The sequence below is a fragment of the Methylomonas lenta genome (genome assembly GCF_001644015.1).
Taxonomy (GTDB): Bacteria; Pseudomonadota; Gammaproteobacteria; order Methylococcales; family Methylomonadaceae; genus Methylomonas; species Methylomonas lenta.
Genome location: NZ_LUUI01000107.1, coordinates 1 through 18,695, shown reverse-complemented (window position 1 = coordinate 18,695; position 18,695 = coordinate 1). Strand labels below are relative to the sequence as shown.

20 protein-coding genes are annotated in these 18,695 nt (G+C 41.4%); 14 read left to right on the top strand and 6 right to left on the bottom strand.

Annotated elements, in window-relative coordinates:
- Positions 1–102 precede the first annotated feature (102 nt).
- On the bottom strand, positions 103–1,527 hold the full coding sequence (gene sbcB, locus A1359_RS11860) for an exodeoxyribonuclease I (RefSeq protein ID WP_066982886.1): 1,425 nt from the start codon (positions 1,525–1,527) through the stop codon (positions 103–105).
- Positions 1,528–1,655: 128 nt separating this feature from the next.
- On the opposite strand from sbcB, the gene A1359_RS11855 reads away from it, so the two are divergent.
- The 3 genes from A1359_RS11855 to A1359_RS11845 all read left to right on the top strand — a co-directional run bounded on the left by A1359_RS11855 (position 1,656) and on the right by A1359_RS11845 (position 3,606).
- Positions 1,656–2,255, top strand: a complete 600-nt coding sequence (locus A1359_RS11855) for an SRPBCC family protein (RefSeq protein ID WP_066982884.1) — start codon at positions 1,656–1,658, stop codon at positions 2,253–2,255.
- 68 nt (positions 2,256–2,323) lie between these two features.
- Positions 2,324–3,274, top strand: coding sequence for a beta-propeller fold lactonase family protein (locus A1359_RS11850; RefSeq protein ID WP_066982882.1), 951 nt, complete (start codon positions 2,324–2,326; stop codon positions 3,272–3,274).
- 44 nt (positions 3,275–3,318) lie between these two features.
- The gene (locus A1359_RS11845; protein WP_066982880.1) at positions 3,319–3,606 is read left to right on the top strand and encodes a hypothetical protein; all 288 of its coding nucleotides are present in this window, start codon (positions 3,319–3,321) and stop codon (positions 3,604–3,606) included.
- 36 nt (positions 3,607–3,642) lie between these two features.
- Here A1359_RS11845 and A1359_RS11840 read toward each other — a convergent pair whose 3' ends face one another.
- The 3 genes from A1359_RS11840 to A1359_RS11830 are packed head-to-tail and all read right to left on the bottom strand — an operon-like array spanning position 3,643 to position 6,412.
- Entirely contained in the window at positions 3,643–3,873 is a 231-nt protein-coding gene (locus tag A1359_RS11840; protein WP_066982877.1) for a FeoC-like transcriptional regulator, read from the bottom strand.
- Positions 3,870–6,182 (bottom strand): Fe(2+) transporter permease subunit FeoB, encoded by a 2,313-nt coding sequence (gene feoB / locus A1359_RS11835; protein WP_066982875.1) that lies wholly within the window; start codon positions 6,180–6,182, stop codon positions 3,870–3,872. Before feoB ends, A1359_RS11840 begins: the two co-directional genes overlap by 4 nt.
- The gene (locus tag A1359_RS11830; protein WP_066982873.1) at positions 6,179–6,412 is read right to left on the bottom strand and encodes a FeoA family protein; all 234 of its coding nucleotides are present in this window, start codon (positions 6,410–6,412) and stop codon (positions 6,179–6,181) included. Before A1359_RS11830 ends, feoB begins: the two co-directional genes overlap by 4 nt.
- 321 nt (positions 6,413–6,733) lie before the next feature.
- Here A1359_RS11830 and A1359_RS11825 point away from each other — a divergent pair, with 321 nt between their 5' ends.
- Complete coding sequence (locus A1359_RS11825; RefSeq protein ID WP_083960614.1) at positions 6,734–7,516, top strand: EAL domain-containing protein; 783 nt, start codon at positions 6,734–6,736, stop codon at positions 7,514–7,516.
- Between the two features lie 57 nt (positions 7,517–7,573).
- On the opposite strand, the gene A1359_RS22470 is transcribed toward A1359_RS11825, so the two are convergent.
- A complete protein-coding gene (locus tag A1359_RS22470; protein WP_157200543.1) occupies positions 7,574–7,822 on the bottom strand; it encodes a hypothetical protein in 249 nt (82 codons plus the stop codon).
- 587 nt (positions 7,823–8,409) lie between these two features.
- Between A1359_RS22470 and A1359_RS11820 the strand changes: the two genes are divergently transcribed.
- The 10 genes from A1359_RS11820 to A1359_RS11780 all read left to right on the top strand — a co-directional run bounded on the left by A1359_RS11820 (position 8,410) and on the right by A1359_RS11780 (position 18,508).
- Positions 8,410–9,630, top strand: a complete 1,221-nt coding sequence (locus A1359_RS11820; RefSeq protein ID WP_066982870.1) for a site-specific integrase — start codon at positions 8,410–8,412, stop codon at positions 9,628–9,630.
- Positions 9,631–11,160, top strand: a complete 1,530-nt coding sequence (locus A1359_RS11815; protein WP_083960613.1) for a site-specific integrase — start codon at positions 9,631–9,633, stop codon at positions 11,158–11,160. It begins immediately after the preceding gene.
- Entirely contained in the window at positions 11,154–12,818 is a 1,665-nt protein-coding gene (locus tag A1359_RS11810; RefSeq protein ID WP_198159336.1) for a hypothetical protein, read from the top strand. The genes A1359_RS11815 and A1359_RS11810 overlap by 7 nt, the downstream gene beginning before the upstream one ends.
- Positions 12,819–12,958: 140 nt before the next feature.
- Positions 12,959–13,480, top strand: a complete 522-nt coding sequence (locus tag A1359_RS22795) for a hypothetical protein (RefSeq protein WP_198159335.1) — start codon at positions 12,959–12,961, stop codon at positions 13,478–13,480.
- The gene (locus A1359_RS11805; protein WP_066982867.1) at positions 13,473–13,943 is read left to right on the top strand and encodes a hypothetical protein; all 471 of its coding nucleotides are present in this window, start codon (positions 13,473–13,475) and stop codon (positions 13,941–13,943) included. Before A1359_RS22795 ends, A1359_RS11805 begins: the two co-directional genes overlap by 8 nt.
- A 260-nt stretch (positions 13,944–14,203) precedes the next feature.
- Positions 14,204–14,596, top strand: a complete 393-nt coding sequence (locus A1359_RS11800) for a LexA family protein (protein WP_066982864.1) — start codon at positions 14,204–14,206, stop codon at positions 14,594–14,596.
- Position 14,597: 1 nt separating this feature from the next.
- The gene (locus A1359_RS11795) at positions 14,598–15,863 is read left to right on the top strand and encodes a Y-family DNA polymerase (protein ID WP_066982861.1); all 1,266 of its coding nucleotides are present in this window, start codon (positions 14,598–14,600) and stop codon (positions 15,861–15,863) included.
- 458 nt (positions 15,864–16,321) lie between these two features.
- Complete coding sequence (locus A1359_RS11790) at positions 16,322–17,065, top strand: Mut7-C RNAse domain-containing protein (protein WP_066982858.1); 744 nt, start codon at positions 16,322–16,324, stop codon at positions 17,063–17,065.
- 34 nt (positions 17,066–17,099) lie between these two features.
- Complete coding sequence (locus A1359_RS11785; RefSeq protein ID WP_066982856.1) at positions 17,100–17,906, top strand: DODA-type extradiol aromatic ring-opening family dioxygenase; 807 nt, start codon at positions 17,100–17,102, stop codon at positions 17,904–17,906.
- Positions 17,888–18,508 carry a hypothetical protein gene (locus A1359_RS11780; RefSeq protein WP_157200542.1) on the top strand — a complete coding sequence of 207 codons (621 nt, stop codon included), beginning with the start codon at positions 17,888–17,890 and terminating at the stop codon, positions 18,506–18,508. The genes A1359_RS11785 and A1359_RS11780 overlap by 19 nt, the downstream gene beginning before the upstream one ends.
- Position 18,509: 1 nt before the next feature.
- Here A1359_RS11780 and A1359_RS23175 read toward each other — a convergent pair.
- Positions 18,510–18,695: hypothetical protein (locus A1359_RS23175; RefSeq protein WP_232322193.1), on the bottom strand; the 186-nt coding region annotated here is incomplete at its 5' end.

The window sequence follows — 18,695 nt, the reverse complement described above, 5'->3', positions numbered from 1 at the left end:
AACTGTTCAATTGCTGTTAAGCGCAAAAAACATCAATGGGGACAGATTTAGGCTGCAATGCAGTTAGCGCGCCATGGAAAATGGATACAAGTGTTCTACTGATTATTGTTTACTCGTAGCATATGCTTCTAGCTGTTTAAGTATTTCGTTATTAGCCCCATGTGTGTTTTTGAGGGTTTGCAACCTATCCAAAAAGTCCTGCAAGTTACCGGCAGTATCGGCATCGAAAAACTTGTGTTGACAAAACTCGCGCCAACGCTGTTGTTCTTCAGTATTCAATGTTTCAGGATAATTCCGGGCACGATAACGAAATAACATTTCCGGCAAGCGAGTATCGTCGAATTGTGTTGTAAAACCTGCCAATTGTGCTGGCGGCAGCTGCCTGATTTTTTGCTGGGTAGCTTTGTCTTTGTGACTAAAAAAACCGCCACTATAAATCATTAGATCAGGGTCGCACGGTGTATCAGTATAGTCACGGGTAAAAACGGTAGCCAATTTTTGTTCCAAGGCTGGCCCGGCCGCAGACTTGATTTGTTGTAGATGGCGTTTGCATTGGGCTAAATCCAGTTCCAGGCGTTGGGCGTCTGCTGGGCGTATGACCGATAATGGTGCCAGAACCGGGCTTTTATTGATATGTATGGTTTTTAAGGCGATGCGCTCCACGCCTTCAGCTAAATCTGCAGTGGCGACAAACAACCGTTGTTGTATTTCGCTAGCACTGAGTGCCAGCAGCTCTGATGGGTCGACAGATAAATCGTAGACGATGATTTCATTGCTGTTTTTTGGATGTGCATAGATAGGTACTATGACGGCCAGACAATTTTTCTTGGCTGAAAAACGCCCTGAGATATGCACTAAGGGTGTAAAACTACCTAATTTTATTAATTCAGAAACAGCCGGTTTCAGTCGATTGGCAAACAGGTAATCGTAGAGTTTGGTTTGTTGTTGCTTGATCAGACCTGCCAAGGCAATGGTGGCATAAACATCGGAAAGTGCATCATGGGCAGCCTGATGGGCAATATCGTTGGCTTGGGTGAGTGCTTCCAGCCGAAAGCTGGCGACACCTTCATCTGTCAGCGGCCAGTTAATGCCATCTGGTCGCAAGGCGCGGGCAGCGCGGGCGATGTCAATTAAATCCCAGCGTGAATTACCGTTTTGCCATTCGCGCGCATAGGGATCAAAAAAGTTGCGATACAGCAAGTTGCGGGTCACTTCATCATCAAACCGAATGCTGTTATAGCCTAGGCTGCAAGTGCCTGGTTGTGACAATTGTTCATGAATGGCATTGATAAATTCGGCTTCACAAACACCTTTTTCAGTCGCCAATTGTGGGGTGATGCCGGTTATCAGACAGGCTTCCGGGTTAGGCAAGTAATCATCAGCTGTTTTGCAATAAAGCATCAATGGATCGCCAATCACATTAAAATCCAGGTCAGTACGAATACCGGCAAATTGACAAGCACGGTCGCGTTGCGGATCAGTGCCGAAAGTTTCGTAATCGTGCCAGTAATAGCTTGCTGTCGTCATTTCTAAGGCCACATTTTCAATGAAAGGGAAGGGGAATTTGTCATGATTAGATTTTTGCGGCTACCCGAGCCTGGATTTTATTTTATAATCATCGGTTCAATTTTATGTGATCACCATAGGAAAGTGTTATGAAAAAATCCTCGCTACTCGTTTCGGCTGCTTTGTTGATGTTTGCTGGCATTGCCAATGCTCATGGCCCGGTCAGAGCAAAAATGACCGCAACTATCACTATTGATGCTCCTGCAGCGAAAGTATGGGAAGTCATTAAAGATTATGATGATATGTCGTGGCACCCAGCCATCAAAAGCGTTAAAGGCGACAGTAGTAATAATAAAGGTGCAATGCGGACCCTTACTTTAGCTAATGGTGGCACTATCACCGAAGAGTTGAAGTCGCATGACGACAAAAAAATGGCCTACAAGTATAAAATCACTGAAATGAGTTCCACTGGCACTATCAAACATGCCGGTCAAGACGAAGAACTACCCGTATTACCTGTAGGTAACTATGCAGCAGAAATTTCAGTTGAAGATAAAGGTGGTAAAGCCGAAGTGGAATGGGTGGCTACTTACTACCGCGCTTACGTGAATAACAATCCACCAGCAGAATTGAATGAAGAAGCGGCTGATAAAGCGGTGAGTGAAGTATTGACCAGTGGCTTAGAAGCATTAGCCAAAAAAGTTGATTCAGGTAGTAACGCTGAAGTTAAAATCGAAATCAAACGCTAAACTATCCGCTGTTACGGTTTCCATCAAACGATGGAAACCGCCTTCCTGCCTGTTCCTGAGTTGTCACCATGCTTAAAAAATCGATTGCTGCTTTAACGTTTTTGTCGGCATTTGCGAACATCGTTAGTGCTCAACCTAATGCGTTTATTACCAACCAGTTGGATAATACGGTTTCTGTTATTGACACCGCACGCCAACAAGTCATTAACACGATTAAAGTCACCGGCAAACCAGCAGGTGTTGCTGTTAATCCTAAGCGTAAACACATTTACATCAGTACGCCGGAAGGCGGCGGTTTTGCAGTGATTGATAGCCAATCATTTAAAGTGTTAAGAACGGTAAAAGTGGGTGGCGCATCACTGGGTATTGCTGTCGACAAGGCTGGAGAACGCGTTTTTGTAGCCGACTGGTATGAAAATTCGGTTGCTGTTTTTGATACGCAGAATTTTGAAAAAATCGCTAATATTACGGTCGGCAAATCACCCTCCGGCATGACTGTCAGTCCGGATAATAAATGGCTTTATGTAGCTAATCGAGTTGATGATTCAATTTCTCAAATTGATTTAAAAAAATTGACCATACGAAACACCACCAAGGTCGGTGCGCATCCTTTTGGAATTGTGGTCGATAGCAAAGGTAAGCGTTTGTACACGGCCAATGTCGAATCTGACAACGTGACAGTGCTGGATGCCCACAAGATGAAGCGGGTAGCCACCCTAAAAGTTGGTTCACGACCCTACGCGGTAGCCTTGGCAATGAATGATAGTTTGTTGTTTATCACCAACCAGGATGACAACACAGTATCAGCCATTGATACCAAAACCTTGAAAACCCTGGCAGTGATTGAAGTCGGCGATAAGCCTGAGGGTATTAGCACGCATCCCGACGGTCGATTTGTCTACGTTGCCAATTGGTTCGACAACAATGTATCCTTGATCGATGCCAAAACCCTGGAAGTGGTGAGCACCATCAATACAGGGGAGGGCAGTCGTGCTTTTGGTGAGTTTATCAGTCCATAATTTCCTGCTACACTGCAGTCCGTTTTAACATACTAGAGAAAACCATGGCAGAAACCGTTGAAGAATTAACCATTCGCTACGAAGATGGCGGGATTGAAACCGTCAAGGAACTGGATAAAAAAGTATTAAGTAAAGGTGCATGGTCGACGGTGATTTATCGCTATCAGGATTGGGAGCCTAGTAAAGAACAATATAGCCAGGACAGATTTAGCATACGCCGCTATCAAAAACGCAATGGTGAATATCAGCAAAAATCCAAATTCAATATTTCCAGCGAGAAGCAGGCTTTAGAGTTAATTGAGGCTTTGCAGGGTTGGATAGCCGACAAATAACCGTTATCAGCCGGGGTGATTCTGTCTTAATCAAAATTACCCCGCGTCATCGATCCATTCATAAATTTCCGTCAACAGCGGGTCGCATTTACAACAACTGGTGCCGCAACTGGATGTTACTGGCGACAAACGGACTTTACCTTTGCTGATCCATTTAGCCAGCATACCGCGCAGGGCATTGGCGTCGACATGAAAATGTAAAACCAGTTCGTTCAATGTGACACGATGCTTATCTTTCAGATAGTTACGTAAATCTGACAAAATCATAATAACGCTCCGCTAGTATGTTGCCGGGTACCGTAAAAACGCAGTAGCGACAAAATTGCTATAAACAGCAACGCGAATAAAGCAAACCAAAAAACCGCAGCAGCAGGGTGCTGAACAAAAGTCATACCTTGATAAAACAGCGTTGCGGTCATATAGGCGACAAAAGTTGTCCAGAACACCACAAACAACGCCCAACCGGCGCTGGTTTCTTTATAAATCGCAGCAGTAGCCGCTACACAGGGTGCATAGAGCAAAATAAACAGCAAGTAGGCGAAAGCACCTACTTGACCTGCAAACTGATTTTGCATCACCCCAAACGTAGCGACTTTAACTTCCTGTTGTTCAGCGGCGGCCGCAGTATCTGTAATATTGGCTATGCCGATACCTAATGGATCCAGCAGATTGTCGGCTACCGCTTTCAAGTTGTCCGGAATGGTTTGAAAGGCAGCCAGCATAGCTTGCGGCAAATCAAAGGGTTGGTCATCTGGCGTTGTAGCAGTGGATGCCATTTGGCTATACAGTGCATCCAGGGTGCCGACCACGGCTTCTTTAGCTAATACACCGGTAAAAATACCAACGGTGGCAGGCCAGTTATCTTCGCTAACGCCCATCGGCTTGAACAAAGGTGTTAGCACACGCCCAATTTGGCTTAAAACTGATTGGTCACTATTTTCACGACCAAAGCTGCCATCGGTTCCCAGAGAATTGAGGATGTTTAACACTAACACCATAGGTACAATCAATTTACCGGCATTGAAAATAAAAGTTTTTAATCTATCCCAGGTTTTGATGTAAACACCACGTAAGGTCGGTAAGTGATATGCGGGCAATTCCATTAAAAATGGTGTCGCATCGCCTTGTAGCAGGGTGTAGCGCATGATTAAACCTGTCACAACTGCCACCAGAATACCGAAGAGATACAAGCCAAACACCAGATTTTGGCCACCCACTGGAAAAAATGCCGCTGCGAATAAGGCATAAACCGGCAAACGGGCACCGCAGGACATGAAGGGATTCATCATGTTGGTTAAAATCCGATCACGCGGGTTATCTAAAGTGCGTGTAGCGATAATCGCGGGCACATTACAACCAAAACCAACAATCATTGGCACAAAGGATTTGCCTGGCAAGCCAATCACGCACATAAATCTATCCATCACAAATGCAGCTCTGGACATGTATCCGGAATCTTCCAGCATGGACAAAAAGATAAACAAAAAACCCACAATTGGAATAAAGGTGGCAACTACCTGAATGCCGCCGCCGATACCGTTGCTGATTAACACCACCAACCAATCCGGCCAATTCATAGAAGAGAGTAGGGTGCTCATGCCATCAACCAGTAATGCGCCGACGGCTTGATCGAAAAAATCGACAAAAGCACTGCCAATATTAATAGTGAACATAAACATGGCGTACATCACTAGTAAAAAAACCGGTATGCCTAGAAAGCGATTTAAAACCACCGCGTCGATTTTATCGGTAGTATTGCGAGATACCTCGTTAAGCTTGCAAACTGTGGCTTGCACCAATTGATTGACTAATCCATAGCGAGCATCGGCTGCCAGTATGTCAATTTCATCGTTTGTTTGCGTCTCGATGTCCTTGCGCATTATTGCGGCCGTAGCCTGTAATTGCGGACCGGCCAATTTTTTCGCTAGCGTATCGTTTTCTAATAAACGTAATGCCAGCCAGCGTAAGTCACAAAGGTGTTGATGAGCTTGCAGCTGAGGTAGCAATAGCGAAACAGCTGTTTCTATGCTGGGATGATATGAAACTTGTAGATTAGGTGAAGCTGGATTGTGACAGGCATGAAGTATGGTTTCGCGTAATTCTTTTAATCCTTGACCGCTGGTGGCAATAACTGAAACAACAGGACAAGCCAATTGCCTGGAAAATTCGTCAAGGTCAATTTTAATACCGCGCTTTTTTACCGCATCCATCATATTAAGCACAACAATCATCGGTACCCGCATCTCAAGCAATTGCGAGGTCAGGTAGAGATTGCGCTCGATATTGGAGGCGTCAATGATATTGACGATGAGATCAGCCTGGCGATTCGCCACATAATCTCGGGCAACTTTTTCATCCAGAGAGATATTATCGTCTTCAGCTTCTAACGAGTAAGTACCCGGCAAATCAACAACGGCAATGCGTTTAGCATTAAACAGGTATTCACCCGTCTTTTTTTCAACCGTCACGCCCGGCCAATTACCAACATGCTGCCTGGAGCCAGTTAAAGCATTGAATAGTGTGGTTTTCCCGCAATTGGGATTCCCAACGATGCCGACTGTAAAATCGATGCTCATAGTTTTTCTATCATTAACACCGAAGCTTCGTTTTTGCGTAATGATAATGAAAAGCCGCGAAGCTTGATTTCAACAGGATCACCCATAGGCGCATAACGGGTAATGGTGAATGTTGTGCCGGGTGTTAATCCCATAGCTAACAATTTTTTGCGATAAGCACTGCCGGATTTATCAAAACCAATAATACGTGCAGAATCGCCGGTAACCAGCATTTTTAATGAAGTCATCATAAGTTGTGCATAGCCAAAAGGTTATTAATAATCGTTCTCATTAGTTATTAATATAGCACATCAGGAAACTATGATATGAAAAATTATTAGTCTATTTCGACGGTAGCACCTCACTCGTCTCACGATGCTTCGCTCAGACTCATGTGTCATTGGACACGGCTTGGATTTGACAATTCGATACTATACAATCAGGCAGGTTAGGTCAGATATCGAACATCACCCAAAGTGATAGACTTGCACTCATCGTGTCGCATAATCCTGCTTGCTAGCCAAGATAAAAGCCCGAGAACACTTCCACAATAAATTAATTACCGATAAAAAATGATTAATCTTGACACTATACGAGAAGGGTTGACTAAGGGTGAGTTTTTCTTGGAATACATGCCAACCATTTCACTCTCTGATGGGCGATGTACTGGCGCAGAAGCGCTCATTCGTTGGCGGCGCTCGACAGGTGTAGTAGCGCCAGATGACTTTATTCCGTTAGTGGAAAACACACCGCTGTCTGGGCTACTCACTTACTGGGTCATCGATACCGTGGCGGTCGAAATGGGCGATTGGTTAAGAGCTAATCCTACGGCCAACCTTAGCATCAATGTCCCACCGGAAATCCTTGGTCGTGGCGGCATGGAGTACGTGGCCGGTAAATGCGGTCTACTAGAACTGGCTTCCCAATTAATTTTAGAGATTACAGAACGTGGCATACCAGATTTATTGGGCGTCGAGGCAATCAACAATGCTCATAAGATGGGATTACGGGTTGCCTTGGATGATCTGACACTCGACGGCGGCTCTAACTTTGCAGTTTTGGTACGCTGTAATTTCCACATCGCTAAATTAGACAAATCCCTGGTGGCTCAAATCAACCCACAGAACCCATCACCGGAATGGCTCACAGGTATTACAGCCTTGCGACAAATGTCACAAATGATCGTCATCGCTGAGGGTGTTGAGACGGAGCAACAGATTCATGCGCTCCACATGGCCAACATCCAGGAGGTACAGGGATTTTACTTTTCGCAACCAATCTCAGCTGTAGACTTTATTGCATTTCATCATAAATTTGCCATTCAAATAGATTTGCCTTTAGATGCCTTGCCATAAGCTGGAAATGTAAGTAGTCCTATCTTATCCAAGTGGTATTATTTAACATAATATACATTATGCGTATTCATTGTAGTTTTTAGAGTGTTGCTCTTTCAGATCAAAAATTTGGTTTCTAAGGCAACACCAATCCGTATAGGTTGCAGTTTTAGTTGTTGCGTGACTTTTTTGAGCTGCCAAAACATCACATGCAAGTAAATATTGATCACCGTGAAAAAATGCCTCAATCAGCGAGAGGTTTTCGCTGGCTGTACTGACTTTGAGTTTTAGAATTAACTCGTCGCACTTGTGGGCACTGGTAGGCATACTATGACTTACCGTGTTTCTTGGTCCAGGTGGCGACGATCTGCAACAAGGCGCTGGAGTAAACGTGGTTTTCAAATACATTCTCCCCATCACCCAAACCACCTTGGCTTCACGTTCTTCAACGTCAAATAGACTGTCCTTAATTATGCCGTTTTAGATTATTACTGCTTAGGCTTGATTGGTTGATGATGCCGGATTGATCGAGGCGCCCTATCCTTTTCCTACCGTAGTCAATCACAAAAATTTAATACATCAGCCCTTATGGTTCCGTTCGTTACGAGTACAAACGATCACATTTTTTCAGAATAGCTAATTTTAATTCACAAAATCGTAAATCATTGATTTATATAAATTTAAAATAAGTGAAAATTTTTTTAGAAAAATAATTAGTAAATGCAGGTAAAAAAGTATCTGTTAAATACAAGAATGTGTGACAGCACCATTGCATTTTCACATATATAAAAAAAATATATTGGTTTTTTATATATACATTATCACACGTTATTATAACTTTGAGTTTTTCTATTGACATCTTAATTCTAAGTTGGTAGAAATAGTTTCAACGACAAACTACAGAGATTAGATTTATGGCATACAAAAGATTTGAATCTGAAAGATTTAGTGATATTTTAAAAAAACCAATCCTGACAGATTCAGTCGGATTGCCTCGGTATTGGGTGGTTGTTTGGAGTTCTTTTGCAATACATAATTTGGCGCATTCATCAGAAACAAAAACTTTAAGATATATTGATGCATTTTATGTATTTTCTGAAGAATTATGCGGACTTGGTTATCTTGATAAGATACTAGCAAACCTTGACATTAGTAAAATTGGCGAGTTACTTGAAGCGTATTTTATAAGCTTGCAGAATTTAGATGAAATAAATTCTTCTATAAGCAATAAATGGGATTATTGTGTTGCATTTGTGCAAGATATTGTAAAGTACTTAAGCGGAAATATTATTGATGAATATAACAACAAACAAGGTTTATCACATATTAATTATCTGTATGAAAAGTATGGACAGTTAAAAATACAAGAGTCAAAAATTCCAGAACCACTACGATCACTACCTTCTTCCGTAGTGAAAGAATTATATAATTTACTTGATGTCGATTCAGATATCAATCCATTCAAGCGACCAATTTCTCGCTGGAATACATTTATAATTTTCAGATTTGCGCTTCATTGCGGCTTAAGAAGAGGTGAAATGCTATTGTTGCCTGTTAATGCAGTAAAGTCTGAGTTTGACAACAATTTAGGAAAGATTAGATATTGGATTAATGTAACAAAGATTGATGAGTATGCAGACCTAGATAAAAGGCATAATAAACCAGGGATAAAAACCTCAAGCTCATATAGATCAGTTCCCATAAGTGAAATTACTGCTATTTTAATTCAATCATATGTAGAAAATATTAGGGGGAAACCAAATCATCCATTTTTATTGAATACCCAGAAAAATACACCACTTTCACATGAAGCAATTTCTTATTATTTTGACATAATTAACTATATGTTACCATTTGAAGTAAAATTGACTCTTTCAAATGGATTAAGAAAAGAGACTGTTGATCCACACGACCTTCGGCACACATGTGCAGTTGTTATGCTAAATCGTCTTTTAGAAAAGCATTCAATGGATGAATCATTGCAACAAATGCGTGCGTTTTTTGGTTGGTCAAGAGAATCAGATATGCCATTAAAATATGCTAGAGCTGTATTCGAGGATAGATTAGCAAGCGTATGGATGGATATTTTTGATGATCATATTGAGCTTATTAGAAAAATTCCTGAGGGTATTTAAGTGCGCATAAAAATCTCAGAAAATATAATTAACAATGATTCTCTAAGTACTATTTTGGAAGGCTTGCATAGTTTGCCATGTGTTATAAGATACTATGATGACTTCGATGAGGAAATTAGAATAATTAGTGATATTAATGATGCTGATAGCATTATATTATATTGCGTTGGTCGAAAATATAAAATTAATTTTACAAGATATGATAAAGACGTAGATATACTGATAAAACATCTGTTATATTTTATGGTGTCTGAAGGCATGTATATCCCAACAATAAAAACACTATTATTATCAATATATAGAGTCACAAGAGAAGATCTTGTAGAAATTATTGACGCTGGTCCGTTAAATATAAAATCACTTTGGAGTGTCTTGCGAGCGAGAGATGGCTGGGATAAACACACCTATCAAACAATAAAACAGTTGCTTCGTTTCCTTGCATTAAAGAATCTATGTGGCTGGTCACCTTTTTATCTTGATTTTATATCAACGTCATTACCATTACCTGACGTTGATAAATATGCATCAGTTCGCACAGGTGATGTATTCCTGTCGACCATAGAACAATCTAGAATTGTACAATATTTAGACGAGTTTGTAACGTTACTTAATGATGAAACTAAGCCAATTAGCATAAAATCTGTTAGAGATGCGTCTTTATTACTTTGTTCCTATCAGTACGGTATGCGTCCAATTCAACTGGCATTGTTAAGAATGCGAGATGTTCGAATCTGGAATGAATCAGATAATACTCTTTGCGAAACAATTCACTTAACTTTTAAAATGGTGAAACAAAAACCAAAGTCAAAATCTCGCCCATTAACAAGAAAAATTAAGCAAGATTGGGCGCCTATAATTAGAAAATTATATTTTACATTAAAAGATTCACATGGAAATGGTTCTACTAGATTGTTTATGCTCGACTCATCGAATGCTGTCGGTACAGCCTTGATAGAAATCGCAACTAAAATTGTTGGCAGAGAAGTCAGTGCAAACAATTTACGCCATACTGCGGCACAGCGCTTAGTCGATTCAGGGGCAAGTCATGAAGAATTGGCCGAGTTCTTGGGACATTACGATAAAAGAACAGGTCAAGTATATTTTCATAATTCTGTTAATCAAGTCGAACGTGTTAATAAAGCTCTCGTAATATCAGAAGTATACCGAAAAGTCATAGAAATACATCACAACGGTTACATCAACAAGGAAGAGCTTTCTCAACTCAAAGGCGATCAACAGGTTGCCGGTGTTCCGCATGGAATTCCGATTTCTGGAATTGGTGGCTGTTCTAGCGGACAACCAGCCTGTCCATTTAATCCAGTTACCTCTTGCTATGGTTGTACAAAGTTTATGCCGATGTTTGACATTGAAATACATCAAGAGGTGCTTAATAATTTGAGAGGTATTGTTAGAACGTTTTATGATTCATCTAGAGGAGAATTTAATTCACCTGCATACCTGCAATTACAGCGAACTATAGCTAATGTACAAGAAATTATCTATCAAATTGAAAGTAAATTACAATGTTAGAAAGTTTTCAAACCTATATTAATTTTGGTAAACGCTTAGCAAATGAAAGAAACATTAATTGGGACTTTGAACTTGATAAGCACGGAAAAGCAGACATAGGATGGAATTTAACAAAACTTGTTGGTGGATTACCACCTAAAAACTTTTATTTAAGGAACTTCGCTGCCAATTCAAAAGTTATTGATATCATAAATCAAGACAAACTTGTGATCCATTATCAGCCTATTGATGTAGACTGGCAGAATCTAATCAAAGCCGTCACATGCGAACAATTATTTTATAAACGGAATACTTTATCAAATCTTTGTAGCAATATTATTCCTGCTTTAATAGTTATTGCAACATGTTGTTTGGAAGAAAATGTTAAGCCCTGGAGTTTAACTTCAGATATAGTAAATAAAGCAGCTATGATTGCTAAGTCTATCCAACAATGCGGCAAGCTCTCGGATACAGTTGTCGGTGTTACTAAAAATTTATTTGACACTAATAATATATCAATCCACTGCCCTATCTACCCTAAACTACCAATAGAAAGATTAATTCCAAAAGGATCAGACTCCAGATCGAGGTTAGTAAAGTCCAAGGAAGAATTACTGGAAAATTTAAATCAACGAAAGAATCAATCGAAGCTGCCAGAGCAGCGAGCTTTCTGGGAATTAACAAGAATTATTTTTACTGAAAGACCAAGGTCATATACGGATGTACTTAGATTCGCAGCATTAAAAGTATTATTACTTACGGGGCTTCGAGTTGGAGAAGTAGCCAGGTTACCATACGATTGGAAGCGAGAGCGCGAGTTTCTCGATATCACAGGCAAGTCTGCCGGTGAAATTGGTGGGTTTTCGTCAGCAATGTTGCTTAGACATTTTGCAGAAAAACAGCAAACCAAGGATGGTAATAGTGAGGAACTATTCGAAAATTTACAATTTGTTCCGAAAATATTTGAAGAAATACTTAGCGAAACTTTGGATGAAGTTGCACGAATTACGATGCCTTTGCGCACCACACTGAAGTTACAATGCGAGACAGATCGTGTTCTTCCTTGGTATTCTTTATCAGATATTGTTTCTGTGAGTGAAATTTATACCAAGCTAACAGGAAATCCCTTTTGGTTAAACATTGACTCCAAACAAAGAGATCTATTTATTGACCGATATCATGAGAATTATGACTCAAATGTTTTAAATGAGATTGATCTGTTTTTAAGAAATAAATATAAATCTGGTAATATCAAAAAACTTAGCCATTCAATGTATACCTTTTTTAACAGGCTCACCCAGAATTTTAATGGGAAACATTTGAGGTTTTTTAATAAGAATGGAAGCTTATATCAGAGTGATACCAAGCACTACAAATGGAATGAGGTATACGTTAATATTAATGAATTAGAGGATTTTTTACATAAAAGCGTACCGACAAAGTTATCAGACAAAACTACAATTAAACTCACTTCTGGCGTCATTAATCCCTGGGACTTACTGTTTCTTATCCCAAAACGATCGTTACCTGAAGAGCGAAATAATGGAATTATGGATTTAACTCGTTATCATGCAGTTAGCATTCCAGACACTTCATTTATCTTAGTTGCTTTAGGTGAGAAAAAAAACGGAGAAAGTATATTTCAACGTTATGGAGAAACTGACGCTGATAAAAAATAATCTTAATAACCAAGTCATTAAGACATTTACAAAATTCAGAATTATTTCGCTTAGGTCTAGCTGATACTATTTTATCCAAACGATTCAATCGACGTAGTGTTGTTCAAAGTTATGAATATGATCATCGTAGCTTATCAGAATTGCTCAGCGCAATAGAATTACCTATAGATGTTGAAGCAGAACTTGGAGAAAAGTCTGCAACTGTTGCTAAATTAATTAAACTTGGAAAAGCAAGTGGACCTATTGTTGATAATTTTAAAAAAATTCAATCTAATCAAGGTGATCAAGCCGCATTTGAATTCTTACGTATTGAGGCAGACGGGTTTCACGCAACACCCTATGGGCATTGTATAAATAGTTTTACAGTAGATCCCTGCCCTAAAAATCTAGAATGCTTCGCTGGATGCCGCCATCTGACTGCTACTAACTTACCTGAACATATCAAAAATCTTAAAGTTTTAGAGAATAAATATGAGATTGCTCTTAGTGATTTAGCTGCCCGCCCGAATGAGACTATGGGTTATAACAACCAGATTTTACATGCAACAATTAGATTGGACAATATTCGTAAACTTCTTAAGACTCCTACCGGTGAACATGTATTCCCTGACGGAGCCGATTTTTCAAAAATAAATAATTCAAAAAGTGTCTTAGATGACTGATTCAAACACACATTCGCCCTGCCCTAACGATCCCGAATTTGTATTGATTTTAGAAAAAATGCTTCAGGATAATGTTGATATTACTGCTCGTGCAGTTATACGTCGGCATTCTGTTCTAAAAGCGGCCTCTTCTATTACAAGAAATAAAGACCGAATACTACTTTTGAACGAATATCAAAACAAGCAAAACGAATTAAGATGTTGGCTTAAACGTTTAGGTAAATTATCGCTCGACAATACAGCTAAAAAATTAACGGAAAAAGACCTACGGATTGCAGAATTAGAGCACCAAGTAGAAATTCTTACTGCTTCTCACATTGCTTTGATACGCGCAGTGGGTGAAATGGGTGGTTTCACTAAATGGGCAAAGTATTTTCAGAATTATCAGTCTGTTGTTGAAGAGCTCCACTCATTACGAGCTATACCAAACCAATACCCTTCGGATGGCTCTACGCCTAGTTAATAAGCGCGGCTCAATCTCATTAAGTTTTAGTTCTTCACCAAGCTTAATAATATATCCAAAAAGCGGCGATCAGAACAAACACAGAACAATTCCCAATTTATGGTGTACCATCACATCCCCACCAACGACCACCAAATTCCCTCATGACAAGAGCATCTCAACTTCCGTCATATAAGGCCACCAACCATAAGCCCATCCCCCATTTCACAAATTCAGACAACCTTGAATTACCAATACTAGAGCTATCCGAGCATCCAACGATGCTTGATTTGCCATTATTTGGATCAAAAATTCCGGCCGGCTTTCCCTCTCCTGCTGACGATCATCTTGAAGCCACGATCGACCTGAACCAACAATATGTCCGCCACCCTGCCGCCACGTTTTTTGTGCGCGTGCAATGCCACTCGATGATCAATGCCGGCATCCATAATGGCGATATGCTTGTCGTTGACCGATCGCTGGAAGCCAAATCAGGCTCGATTGTCATAGCAGTGGTAAATGGTGAGCTGACCGTGAAGCGGCTTATCAAGAATCTCGAGGGTGTTTGGTTAATGCCGGAGAATCCAGACTTTCAGCCTCTACAGATTAGGGATAGCATGGAGTTACATGTATGGGGTGTCATAGCGCATGTAATCCACTCTTTGCAGCCCTAAAATGTTTGCCATTGCAGACTGCAACAATTTTTATGCTTCATGTGAGCGTGTCTTTCAGCCACATTTAAACGGTAAGCCGGTTGTTGTCCTGTCGAATAACGATGGATGTGTGATTGCCCGAAGTAATGAGGCAAAAACACTAGGCATCAAAATGGGCGCCCCCTACTTCAAAATTGAAAAGTATGCCAAACAAGAAGGGGTTGCGGTCTTTTCTTCAAACTATGCGCTATACGGCGATATGTCACAGCGGGTCATGCATGTGCTTTCTAGGTATGCCCCAAATGTTGAGGTGTATTCGATTGACGAGTGTTTTTTGGATTTTTCTGGGATGCCGTATAACCTCACCGATTATTGTCTGGATATCTGCACAATCGTTAAGCAATGTACCGGCATCCCGATTTCAATAGGAATTGCGCCGACCAAGACATTAGCAAAATTAGCCAATCGACTAGCCAAAAAAGGATGCTCACCTTCTGGTCCTGTTTTGGATTGGCGAACCTTGCCTTCGGCAGAAACAGTTTTGGAATCCGTACCGCTTGATGATCTATGGGGTATCTCGCGGCGCTGGAGTGAAAAATTGAATACCATTGGAATCCATAATGCATTGGCACTCAGAGATTCTAACCCAAAAGAGATGCGCCAACATTTTGGTGTGGTAATGGAACGCATTGTGATGGAATTGCGCGGGATATCCTGCATTCCGCTTGAAGAAATGCCACCCGCGAAGAAACAAATCCTTACTTCCCGCAGTTTCGGTGAAAAACTTACGGTTTTTGATGATTTACGCTCGGCGGTCACACACTTTGCTGCGCGTGCCGCTGAAAAGCTACGTCGGCAAAATCTAGCAACCCAGGCATTGACTGTGTTTATCCAAACCAGTCCGTTTGATAGCAGCCGGCCCCAATATAGCAATAGTGCAACGACGGAATTCGATATTCCAACGAATGATTCAGCGCAGCTGATTAATTCTGCCCATCATGGCTTACAGCGCATCTTTAGAAAAGGTTTTAGTTACCAGCGCGCGGGGGTTTTATTGCCTGATTTATTACCTGCCAGCGTTGTGCAGGCAACCCTGTTTGATTCCGCTAATAACTTAGACCGATCAGAACAATTGATGGCGGCGTTGGATACTATCAATCGGCGCCATGGCAAAAAGTCGATTCGCTATGCCAGTGAAATCATCAGTAATAAATGGCATATGCGGCAGCAATTTAAGTCACCGTCGTATACGACTAACTGGCGGGAACTGTTGACCATTCAAATATAAAAAACCCTTGGTTCGAGCAAACTGAGGGCTGTGTTGTTCGAGGTAAACAACGAGGGTAAATCAATTACGACCGCAAGGCGTTATCTAAATCCATGTTGTACCTTGATTCTTGAGTTCAAGTTGACTGACTAGTTACTTCCCAATCAAATTAATGGAAACTATTCCATTACCTCGGTAAGAGAGAATGCCTACATTTACCGGTTTAGCCTATTTAACCGATTTTGAACTTCACAAAATATCGCTATTGCCGATGTAATCCTTCGGAAAACAGCGTAGAGACTTGGTAGGATGGATTTCTTGGGTGATATTGGTTAAAGCGAGGCAGTAAAAATGCTAATTGGAGACTGAGCGCATTAGGCTGCAAATTCAGCCCAAAACTAGCCAACGATTCCGACTTAAAAATCGCTAGGCTTTCCGAAGAGGCAAACCGTGAACATGATAATCATCAATCCGTATCCGTGAAACCTATATTTGAAGCCGAGTTTCGCTTTTATGCGGAACTGAATGATTTTTTAGCACCACCACAACACCATCATTCCCTACCCTACCGATTTGCCGGACATCCGGGTATTAAAGATCCCATTGAAGTATTTGGCGTGCCACATACCGAAGTGGAGTTGATTATTGTGAATGGGCTGACAGTCAGATTCGATTATCAGCTACGCCCAGGCGATCGCGTTTCCGTTTACCCCATTTTCAAGACCCTGAATATCACCCCTGAAATACAACTCCGCGCAGCCCCTGCGCCCCGCTTTGTGATAGATGTTAATTTGGGAAAACTGGCCAAACATTTGCGCCTGTTGGGTTTTGATTGCCTTTACCGGAACGATTATCATGATAGGGAGATTGTGGCTATCGCAGCGGATAATCAGCGTATCGTGCTTACCCGAGATCGCCGGCTTTTGTTTGCCAAGCGGATTGACCATGGCTATTGGGTGCGAGCAGTAAAATCTGATCAGCAGGTCATTGAGGTTCTATCCCGGTTTAATTTATATGGCCTGATAGCTCCTTTTGCTCGCTGCATACTCTGTAATGGCAAGCTAGCACTGGTCGACAAGCAGGATGTACTAGAACTATTGGAACCCAAGACCAAGCTTTACTACGAAATTTTTTACCGCTGTACCGAATGCCAACAAATCTACTGGAATGGCTCGCACATTGAGAATATGCAGCGGCATTTCAAAGAATTGCTTACTGGATGACGTTTAATACAGGCTATTTTCGAGAACAATCACCATGATGACAGAGCTTAATGATCAACTTAGCCGAGTGTTGTTTATCCCCCATGGGGGCGGCCCATTACCGTTACTGGGAGATCAAGGCCATCAGCAATTGGTTAACTTTCTGCAAGACATCGTGCCTTCGCTGGGTAAACCTTCGGCAATATGCCTGATCAGCGCGCATTGGGAAGAAAATATTCCTACCATCACCAGTGCTAACTCACCCTCGCTGATTTACGACTATTACGGTTTTCCCAATGAAGCCTACGATATTCAATATCCAGCATCCGGTTCACCCAATCTTGCGGCGAGAATATTTGAGTTGTTGAAACAAAGTGGCATTGATGCGCGATTAGACAATGAGCGGGGATTTGACCATGGCTTATTCGTACCATTAAAGATCATGTTCCCCGATGCCCATATACCTTGCGTACAGTTATCGTTAGTTCATAGCTTGGACGCCAAAACTCATATCCAGATCGGCAATGCGCTGGCAGACTTACGCAACGAGAATATCCTATTCATCGGTTCTGGATTTTCATTTCATAACTTAAAAGCCTTCTTTGCGCCCAATTGCCATGAACTCGATGATAAAAACCAAGCTTTTGAAGATTGGTTGATCGATACCTGTACGAACCTGTCGACCGACGAACGTGAAGCTAGAATGATCCAGTGGAAAAATGCGCCTTATGCTAACTATTGTCACCCAAGAGAAGAACATTTATTGCCATTGCTTGTCTGTCTAGGATTATCGAATTTTACTGCTCGACTGGTGTTCGATGGCGAAGTCATGGGGAAAAAGACTTGCGCTTTTCTCTGGTGATGAAGTCGCTCTACGTCGGAATCCTTTTACTGCTATTACCAATCTTGGCTTGGTCTGATGAAACCTATTCCGTCGCTTTACCGGAATGCACTGCGAAACTCGAACGTCGAACTGTAGAAGAAGGCATAGTGATCGTACGTAGCGATTGCACACTATCCTTACCATCCTTGGTTCAATTGCTAAACGATGGCCTTCACGGTTTATTTCCAGATCATACATTGCCAGTGTATGAGATTTACCTTGGGCGATTGATGACGTATCCAGATCTATCGAAAGCTTTGGCGAAAGCCGCAGCGAAGTCGCTGAAATGGAACACAAAGCGCGGACGTCCTAGCGAAGCCGGTGAAAGCGACAATCATCGTATAGGCTTATTGCTGAACGGCGAAGTCTATCCACACGATCTAAAAACGGTGTTTGCCCCCTATGGGCTAACGGCCTGTATTGCTGACGTCGAAAAAGTGCTTGTGTTCAAAGCCAAGGATATTTTTACTTCATCAGCCGAAATGCCAAAGTTGATTTCTCCGAACGCCCTATTGCCCGTCGATGCCCAAATCTGGTTGAGACTTCAGCCTGGATTAATTGATTGCTCTGGCCAGAATTAGGTCACATTATCGTATTGATTTGTTTGTTCAAAAGTCGCACAGCTTGGCCAACACCGTCATGGGTTTGCATCTGCTGGCTAATCCGCTGAGCATTTTCTCTGTAATTCGGATTGGTCAGGACATGGTTAATGGTCTGAGCCAAGCTTTTTGCCGTCACAGTTTTAGCGGGCAATGGTTTGTAGGCCAA